The organism is Variovorax sp. P1_H12_2, from assembly GCF_056405335.1.
Genome location: NZ_JBFUCI010000291.1, coordinates 1 through 8329, shown reverse-complemented (window position 1 = coordinate 8329; position 8329 = coordinate 1). Strand labels below are relative to the sequence as shown.

The following is an 8329-nucleotide window of genomic DNA, read 5'->3' as shown; positions in this document are numbered from 1 at the left end:
GGTGGAAGGCGCGGCAGCCAAGCCCGCCGACGCGCCCGCGAGCGCTGCGTCGCCGGCGCCGGCACCGGCTCCAGCACCGGCTCCAGCACCCTCATCGGGCAGCGACTGAGGCCAAGCCATGCTCGCGCTGCGGAAATGGCTCCTTTCCGGCTTGCTGGTGATCGTGCCGCTGGCCATCACGCTCGGCGTGCTGAACTGGATCATCGGCACGCTCGACCAGACGCTGTGGCTGCTGCCGGAAACGTGGCAGAAGTACCTCAACGAGCACAAGGTGCGCGGCCTCGGCGTGCTGCTGACGCTGACCATCCTGCTGTCGGTCGGCGCGATCGCGAGCAACTTCGTCGGCAAGCGGCTGCTGGGCTGGGGCGATGCGGTGGTGCGCCGCATACCGGTGGTGCGCTCGATCTACTCCAGTGTCAAGCAGGTCTCCGACACGCTGTTCTCCGAGAACGGCAATGCCTTTCGTACCGCGGTGCTGATCGAGTGGCCGCGTGCGGGTTCCTGGACCATCGCCTTCGTGACCGGCACGCCCGGCCATGAGGTGGTCGGCCACCTTGGCGGCGGCGACTACCTCGGTGTCTATGTGCCGACCACGCCCAACCCGACCGGCGGCTATTTCGTGATGCTCAAGCGCAGCGACTGCATCGAACTCCGGATGAGCGTGGACGACGCGCTCAAGTACATCGTGTCGATGGGGGTGGTCGTTCCTGGCGGCCCCGCAACGATCGCGATCAAGTAAAGACAAAGACGCGCCTTCGCGGCGCCGGAATCCATCTATGGCCATGCGTTCAAACTATTGCGGTCTCGTGACCGAAGCCCTCCTCGGACAGACCGTCACCCTCTGCGGCTGGGTCAATCGCCGGCGTGACCACGGCGGCGTGATCTTCATCGACCTGCGCGACCGCGAAGGCTACGTCCAGGTGGTGTGCGATCCGGATCGCGCTTCCACCTTCGCCGCCGCCGAAGGGCTGCGCAACGAGTTCTGCGTCCAGGTCACCGGCCTGGTGCGCGCGCGCCCCGAGGGCACGGTCAACGACAGCCTCAAGAGCGGCAAGATCGAAGTGCTGTGCCACGAGATGAAGGTGCTCAATCCCTCGGTCACGCCGCCGTTCCTGCTCGACGACGACAACCTCTCGGAAACCACCCGCCTGACGCACCGAGTGCTCGACCTGCGCCGTCCGGCGATGCAGCGCAACATGATGCTGCGCTACAAGGTCACGATGGAGGTGCGCAAGTTCCTCGACGCCAACGGCTTCATCGACATCGAGACGCCGATGCTCGGCAAGTCGACGCCCGAAGGCGCGCGCGACTACCTGGTGCCGAGCCGCGTGCACGACGGCAGCTTCTTCGCGCTGCCGCAGTCGCCGCAGCTCTTCAAGCAGCTGCTGATGGTGGCCGGCTACGACCGCTACTACCAGATCGTCAAGTGCTTCCGCGACGAGGACCTGCGCGCCGACCGCCAGCCCGAGTTCACGCAGATCGACATCGAGACCTCGTTCATGGCCGAGGAAGAGATTCGCGAAATGTTCGAGGGCATGATCCGCAAGGTGTTCCGCGCCGCGGCCGAGGTCGAGCTGCCGCCGTTCCCGGTGATGAGCTACGGCGACGCGATGTTCAAGTACGGCTCCGACAAGCCCGACCTGCGCGTCAAGCTCGAATTCACCGAACTGACCGACGTGATGCGCAATGTCGAATTCAAGGTCTTCGCCCAGGCCGCCAGCACGCCGGGCGGCCGCGTGGTCGCGCTGCGTGTGCCGGGCGGCGGCGGCGAGGGCGGTCTCTCGCGCGGCGAGATCGACGGCTACCAGGAATTCGTCAAGATCTACGGCGCCAAGGGCCTGGCCTATATCAAGGTCAACGATGCAGCGCTGGGCCGCGAAGGCCTGCAGAGCCCGATCGTCAAGAACCTCAACGACGCCTCGCTGGCCGAGATCATCGCGCGCACGGGCGCCCGCAACGGCGACATCCTGTTCTTCGGCGCCGACAAGGAAAAGGTCGTCAACGACGCCATCGGCGCGCTGCGCGTGAAGATCGGCCACAGCGCCTTCGGCAAGAAGAACGGCCTGTTCGACGACCGCTGGGCGCCGCTGTGGGTGGTCGACTTCCCGATGTTCGAGTTCGACGAGGAAGGCCAGCGCTGGTCGGCCGTGCACCACCCGTTCACGGCCCCCAAGGACGGTCATGAAGACCTCATGGATACGGCCCCCGAGAAGTGCATCGCCAAGGCCTACGACATGGTGCTCAACGGCATCGAGATGGGCGGCGGCTCGGTCCGTATCCACCGCGAGGAAGTGCAGAGCAAGGTGTTCCGCGCGCTCAAGATCAACGCCGAGGATGCGCAGAACAAGTTCGGCTTCCTGCTGGACGCGCTGCAGTACGGCGCACCCCCGCACGGCGGCATTGCGATCGGCCTCGACCGCCTGGTGATGCTCCTGACCGGCGCCGAGTCGATCCGCGACGTGATCGCCTTCCCGAAGACGCAGCGCGCGCAGGACCTGCTGACGCAGGCGCCGAGCCCGGTGGACGAGAAGCAGCTGCGCGARCTGCACATCAAGCTGCGCAACACGCCGCAGGCAGCCTGAGGACGAAGGGTCGCCAGCATGAGCGAGCGGCGGCCCTGGAAGATTCCCGAGTCAGTGCTGGTCGTGGTCCACACGCCGGCGCTCGATGTGCTGTTGATCCGCCGTGCCGGCGCCGATGACCTCTGGCAGTCGGTCACCGGCAGCAAGGACTTCGAGGACGAGCCGCTGGCGCGCACCGCGGCGCGCGAGGTCGAGGAGGAGACCGGCATCCTCTGTGGTCCGGGCAGCGCGCTCGCGCCCCGGCTGGTCGACTGGCAGCGACGCAACGTCTACGAGATCTGGCCCCGCTGGCGTGCCCGCTACGCGCCCGGCGTGACCCGCAACACCGAGCATGTGTTCGGCCTCTGCGTGCCCGAGCGGCTGACACCGCGGCTCGATCCTTGCGAGCACACGGCCTGGCGGTGGCTCCCCTACCAAGAAGCGGCGGAGGCCACTTTTTCTCCGACCAACGCCGCGGCCATCTTGCTGCTGCCACAATTTGTGCAATGAATCCTTCGGCGACCAGCTTCCGTGTAGCCACCTACAACATCCACAAGGGTGTGCAGGGCATCGGCCCTGCCAGGCGCCTGGAGATCCACAACCTCGGCCATGCGATCGAACAGCTCGATGCCGACATCATCTGCCTGCAGGAGGTTCGCAAGATGAACCGCCAGGCGGCCGCGCGCTTCAATCGGTGGCCCGAGCTGCCGCAAGCGGATTTCCTGGCGCCTGAGGGCTACACGGCGGTCTACGAGACCAATGCCATCACCAAGCACGGCGAGCACGGCAACGCGCTGCTGACGCGCTGGCCGGTGCTGCGCAAGACCCACCAGGACATCTCGGACCACCGCTTCGAGCAGCGCGGCCTGCTGCACGTGGCGATCGACGTCGACGGCAGCACCGTGCACACCATCGTGGTGCATCTGGGCCTGATCAAGGGCAGCCGGATCCGCCAGATCGCACAGTTGCGCGATTTCATCGAACGCGAGATTCCGTCCACCGAGGCGCTGGTGGTGGCCGGCGATTTCAACGACTGGGGCGCGCGGATGCGCTACGCGATGAATGCGATGGGCATGCGCGACTCGAGCGACCTGCGCGGGCCGCGCACGCTGACCTACCCCTCGCGGCTGCCGGTCGCCCAACTCGATTTCATCTACGCCCGGCAGCTCGAACCGGTCGCCTCCTCGGTGCCGCGCGGATCGATCTGGGCCCGCATGTCCGACCACCTGCCGCTCGTGACCGATTTTTCGCTATCAAAACAATAGCTGGGCGCGCAGGCGGGTAGGGCGCAGTAGGGCCATCGCGGGAATTCCATTCGCTGATACGATGCGCGGATGCTAAGGACCATCGACGCCGTACCGCGCCCCGCTGCAGGGGATGAAGACGAGGGCACGCCTGTGTCCGTGAAGATTCGCGAGCGCCTCGTCGCCGCCCGCCGCCGCTTCAACGCCAACGACAACATCGCGGAATTCATCCGGCCCGGTGAACTCGAGGGCCTGCTCGACGAGGTCGAGGGCAAGATGAAGCACGTGCTCGAGAGCCTGGTGATCGACATCGAGAACGACCACAACACCGACAACACGGCCCGCCGCGTGGCGAAGATGTACGTCAACGAGGTGTTCAAGGGCCGCTACGTGCCGCCCCCCCCGCTGACCGAATTTCCCAATGCGGAGCATCTCAACGAGCTCATGATCGTCGGCCCGATCACGGTGCGCAGCGCCTGCTCGCACCACTTCTGCCCGATCATCGGCAAGCTCTGGATCGGCGTCATGCCGAACGAGAAGACCAACGTGATCGGGCTCTCGAAATACGCGCGGCTGGCCGAATGGGTGATGGGCCGGCCGCAGATCCAGGAGGAGGCGGTGGTGCAACTGGCCGACCTGATCCAGGAAAAGACCCAGCCCGACGGCTTGGCGCTGGTGGTCGAGGCCGAGCACTTCTGCATGCAGTGGCGCGGCGTCAAGGAGATGGACAGCAAGATGATCAACTCGGTCATGCGCGGCGTCTTCCTGAAGGACCCCAACCTGCGCCGAGAATTCCTTTCCCTTCTTCCGCGCAAGCGCTGAGCCGCACACCATGCTCGTACGCCTTCTCTACGCCAGTCGCGCCGTGGACACCAGTCCGGAGGCCGTCGAGGCCATCCTCGCGCAATCGCGTCAGCACAACACCGCCTGCGGCATCACCGGCATCCTCTGCTATGGGGCGGGCGTGTTCCTGCAGGGTATCGAAGGCGGCCGGACGGCGATCAGCGAGCTCTATGGCCACATCCAGCGGGACCCGCGCCACAAGGACGTGGTGCTGCTGTACTACGAGGAGATCTCCGAACGCCGGTTCGGTGGCTGGACGATGGGGCAGGTCAACCTGTCGAAGCTCAACGCCTCGACGCTGCTCAAGTATTCGGAGCGCGCCGAGCTCGATCCCTATTCGGTGTCGGGCGTGGTCTCGCTCGCGCTGCTGGAAGAACTGATGGCGACCGCGGCCATCGTCGGACGCCACTGAAGACCCCCCTGCCGACCCTGCCGCTGCTGCTCGGCTGCGATTTTTCCAGCGCGCCGAAGCCGCGCAAGCCGATCGTGGTCGCGCTCGGGACGGCGCGGGACGCGCGCGTGGAACTTGCCGGGTTCGAGTACTTCACGTCACTCGACGACTGGGGGCGCTGGCTCGGCGACCAGCCGGCGTGGGTGGGCGCCTTCGACCTTCCGTTCGGCCTGCCGCGCGAGCTGGTCGAGCACCTGGGATGGCCGCTGCAATGGGAGCCGCTGATCGCCCACTATGCCGGCCTCGGCCGCGAGGAGATCCGCCGTGCCTTCGCGGCCTTCTGTGCGGGTCGGCCCCAGGGCGGGAAATTCGCCCACCGGAAGACCGACGGTCCCGCCGGATCCAGTCCTTCGATGAAATGGGTCAATCCGCCGGTCGCGTTCATGCTGCATGCCGGCGTGCCTCGGCTGGTGGCCGCCGGCGCTGCGTTGCCGGGCCTGCGCGTGCCGGCCGAAGGCAGTTCGCGCGTAGCACTGGAAGCCTATCCGGGGCTGCTGGCACGCGAGCTGATCGGCCGGCGAAGCTACAAGAGCGACGCGGCCGCTGGCCAGAGCAACGAGCGCCGGCAGGCGCGCGGGGACTTGCTGGATGCGCTGGAAGCGGGCTCGGCGCGACTCGGGCTGCAACTCGCGCTCGACGGACGGTCACGGCGGCTGTTGCTGGACGATGCCAAGGGCGATCGCCTCGACGCGGCGCTCTGCCTGGTGCAGGCGGCCTGGGGGGCCGCGCGAAGCGGCAGTCGTCCGGGCCCGGGCTACGGTCTGCCCGCGGCGGTCGATCCGATCGAAGGCTGGATCGTGACGGCCTGACCTCCCGGCCTCCCGGCGTCCTACGGCAGGACAAGACGCTGCCCGCCGCGCCCCCCGCTCGGTCTCGCTAGATTGGAATTGGCGGTTCGGTGAGCCACCGGTGATCCAACTCACGGTGGCCCTTTCTCTCGAGACAGACAGGAGGTTCCCATGACCCATCCGAAACAAGTCAATCCGAACGTTCGCCGCTGGGTGGCGCTGATGCTGGCCGCAAGCGCGCTGGCCCTGGGCGCCTGCGACAAGGCGGGCGACGAGACCGTCGGCCAGAAGGTGGATTCGGCGATCGCCAGGACCGAGCAGGCTGGCGCTGGCGCCAAGGCCAGGACGGAATCCGCGGTGACGTCGGTGGCCGGGGCGGTGGACGACGCTTCGATCACGGCCGCGGTGTCGACTGGCCTGGCCAAGGATCCGGACCTGAGCGCCATCAAGATCGACGTCGACACCAAGGGCGGCCAGGTGACCCTCAGCGGTCCGGCTCCGGACGCCAACGCGAAGGCGCGAGCCGAGGAGATCGCCAAGTCCGTCAGGGGCGTCAACGGCGTCGACAACAAGCTCGAAGTGAAGGCGATGTAGGTCCGCATCATCGTCGAGCCATAGCCATCGATGCGCCCATGCAAAAAGCCCGGTCTCCCGGGCTTTTTGTCGTGCGGCGGGCCGCTCAGCGAACCAGCGCGATCATCTGGCGGACCTCATGGGAGGTCCTTTCGCGGGGTGGTGTCTCTCTGCATCAGCGTGGTGACCAGGTCGGCCACATCGGAGGTCTTCAGGACCGCGGCAATCACCGCGGCGGTCGAGAGCAGGCGCCAGGGCTTGACCAGCACGACCAGCGCGCCGGCCGCCGCCGCTGCACCCATCAGCCTGGCCGGCTGCTCGCGCGCATAGCGCTCGAGGAGCGGGCGTGCGATCTGGCCGGCCGCGTTCGCGGGATGCCGGCGCCACCAGCGGCGCACCACATGGCGTGCCACGGGCGCCCAGGCGAGGTCTTTGAACGCCCCTGGGCTGGCCGGTGGAAGCGCCATGGCGTAGAGTCCCTCGTCCTCGGGAAGGCTTCTCCGGAACTGGGCGACCAGCGCCCTGCGGGACATCGCGAGCCGCTGTTGCGGCGTGAGGGGTCGAGAGTCAACGGCCATGGCGCTCTCCGGCCTGGCGAAGCGCCTGCACATCGGCGTCGAGTTGGGCCTGAAGGTCCGCGAACGCGTGGAAGGGTGAGGGGCGTGCCGCGATCAGCGCCGATACCACGGCAACGAGGACCGCGACCCCCGGCACCGCGGCCAGCACCCAGTGGAAGCTGCCATGCAGCACGCCGAGCATCACGGCGACGCCGATCAGCCCCAATGCCAGCATGGCGCTGACCGCCGCCAGGACGCTCGCCGCCATTCGGGCGACCAGACTGCGGCTGGCCTCCTGGGATTCCTGCCGTACCAGTGCGCCGTAGTTGGCGAGGTGTTCGGCGATCAGCTCCGGGTGGCCGAGCGCCGTCGAGACGATGGGATGGAGCATGGTGCTGCGCAGGCTCAAGCGGAGGGACGCGGCCGAAGCCGCGCTCCGCTTGAAAATACGCCTGCGGCGGATCAGTAGTCGTTGCGGCGGCGGCTCGCCAGGACGATCAGCGCGGTGATGGCGGCACCGGCGGCGGCGGCCACGAGCACCGAGCGTACCGGCTGGTCGGCGATGTACTTCCCCGTGACGTCGGCGGCGGCTTCGAAGCGGCGCTGAGCCCGGGCGCTGGTGGTCGATGCGGCATCCAGCCCACGCTGGACCGCCTGCTGGACGCGCGCCGCCAGTTGCTCCACGGCCGGCTCGGCATCGCGACGCAGGTCGCGAACCTTCTCCCCGGCGGCATTCACGGCATTCTGTGCGTAGGCCCGCGTGGTGTCGATGGCATCGCTGGCCGTCTGACGCGCCTCATCGGCGATTTGCGAAGGCGTCTTGGTGGTCGAGTTCATGAAATGGGTCCTTCCGGAAAATGATTGCGTTACCCGCCCATCGTAACGACGCTAGCGGCGTCGCATCAAGCCCGCGATGAAGCTGGCGATCGCGAGAACGATGAAGATGACGAAGAGAATCTTCGCGATTCCCACTGCACTGGCGGCGATGCCACCGAATCCGAACAGCGCGGCGATCAAGGCGATGACCAGGAACACGACGGCGTAGTGCAACATGCTGACTCCTTCGAGGGTGGCCCCGTTTGACGTGAAGACCCCGGCGCGTTCGCGACGGGAGCGGCTTGGGGTCCACGTTAAGAGGCCGGCCGCGAAGACCCTGTCAGCAGCAGCGGCCTGGGGGCGTAGGAGAGAACCGAAAGGGGCGGTGGCGGCCCGGGGCGAGGCCGCCGGACTCAGGCCCGCTTGGCGGGCAGGATCGCGCTCAGGTGCGTGCCCTTGCCGGGCGTCGACGACACGGTGAGCTTGCCCTTGGCGG

At 67.4% G+C, this 8329-nt stretch carries 12 protein-coding genes; 8 read left to right on the top strand and 4 right to left on the bottom strand.

Going from position 1 to position 8329, the window contains the following annotated elements:
• Window positions 1-118 precede the first annotated feature (118 nt).
• The 8 genes from AC1D2K_RS24210 to AC1D2K_RS24175 all read left to right on the top strand — a co-directional run bounded on the left by AC1D2K_RS24210 (window position 119) and on the right by AC1D2K_RS24175 (window position 6481).
• Window positions 119-739, top strand: coding sequence for a DUF502 domain-containing protein (locus AC1D2K_RS24210; protein ID WP_478091583.1), 621 nt, complete (start codon window positions 119-121; stop codon window positions 737-739).
• A 37-nt stretch (window positions 740-776) separates the two neighbouring features.
• Window positions 777-2582 (top strand): aspartate--tRNA ligase, encoded by a 1806-nt coding sequence (gene aspS / locus AC1D2K_RS24205; protein WP_478091582.1) that lies wholly within the window; start codon window positions 777-779, stop codon window positions 2580-2582.
• Between the two features lie 18 nt (window positions 2583-2600).
• Window positions 2601-3071 (top strand): dihydroneopterin triphosphate diphosphatase, encoded by a 471-nt coding sequence (gene nudB, locus AC1D2K_RS24200; RefSeq protein ID WP_478091580.1) that lies wholly within the window; start codon window positions 2601-2603, stop codon window positions 3069-3071.
• Window positions 3068-3826: an endonuclease/exonuclease/phosphatase family protein gene (locus AC1D2K_RS24195; RefSeq protein WP_478091578.1), complete on the top strand. Its 759-nt coding sequence runs from the start codon at window positions 3068-3070 to the stop codon at window positions 3824-3826. Before nudB ends, AC1D2K_RS24195 begins: the two co-directional genes overlap by 4 nt.
• A 69-nt stretch (window positions 3827-3895) precedes the next feature.
• Entirely contained in the window at window positions 3896-4627 is a 732-nt protein-coding gene (gene folE, locus AC1D2K_RS24190; RefSeq protein ID WP_442285478.1) for a GTP cyclohydrolase I, read from the top strand.
• A gap of 10 nt (window positions 4628-4637) precedes the next feature.
• Window positions 4638-5060, top strand: a complete 423-nt coding sequence (locus AC1D2K_RS24185; RefSeq protein ID WP_478091576.1) for a BLUF domain-containing protein — start codon at window positions 4638-4640, stop codon at window positions 5058-5060.
• Window positions 5061-5083: 23 nt separating this feature from the next.
• The gene (locus tag AC1D2K_RS24180) at window positions 5084-5908 is read left to right on the top strand and encodes a DUF429 domain-containing protein (protein WP_478091585.1); all 825 of its coding nucleotides are present in this window, start codon (window positions 5084-5086) and stop codon (window positions 5906-5908) included.
• Window positions 5909-6058: 150 nt separating this feature from the next.
• Complete coding sequence (locus AC1D2K_RS24175) at window positions 6059-6481, top strand: BON domain-containing protein (protein WP_478091574.1); 423 nt, start codon at window positions 6059-6061, stop codon at window positions 6479-6481.
• Between the two features lie 116 nt (window positions 6482-6597).
• On the opposite strand, the gene AC1D2K_RS24170 is transcribed toward AC1D2K_RS24175, so the two are convergent.
• The 4 genes from AC1D2K_RS24170 to AC1D2K_RS24155 form a co-directional block, all read right to left on the bottom strand.
• Window positions 6598-7038 carry a hypothetical protein gene (locus AC1D2K_RS24170; protein WP_478091573.1) on the bottom strand — a complete coding sequence of 147 codons (441 nt, stop codon included), beginning with the start codon at window positions 7036-7038 and terminating at the stop codon, window positions 6598-6600.
• The gene (locus AC1D2K_RS24165; protein WP_478091571.1) at window positions 7028-7408 is read right to left on the bottom strand and encodes a hypothetical protein; all 381 of its coding nucleotides are present in this window, start codon (window positions 7406-7408) and stop codon (window positions 7028-7030) included. Before AC1D2K_RS24165 ends, AC1D2K_RS24170 begins: the two co-directional genes overlap by 11 nt.
• Before the next feature lie 71 nt (window positions 7409-7479).
• Window positions 7480-7854: a hypothetical protein gene (locus tag AC1D2K_RS24160; protein WP_478091569.1), complete on the bottom strand. Its 375-nt coding sequence runs from the start codon at window positions 7852-7854 to the stop codon at window positions 7480-7482.
• Window positions 7855-7905: 51 nt separating this feature from the next.
• Window positions 7906-8070, bottom strand: a complete 165-nt coding sequence (locus AC1D2K_RS24155; protein ID WP_478091568.1) for a DUF1328 domain-containing protein — start codon at window positions 8068-8070, stop codon at window positions 7906-7908.
• Between the last annotated feature and the right edge of the window lie 259 nt (window positions 8071-8329).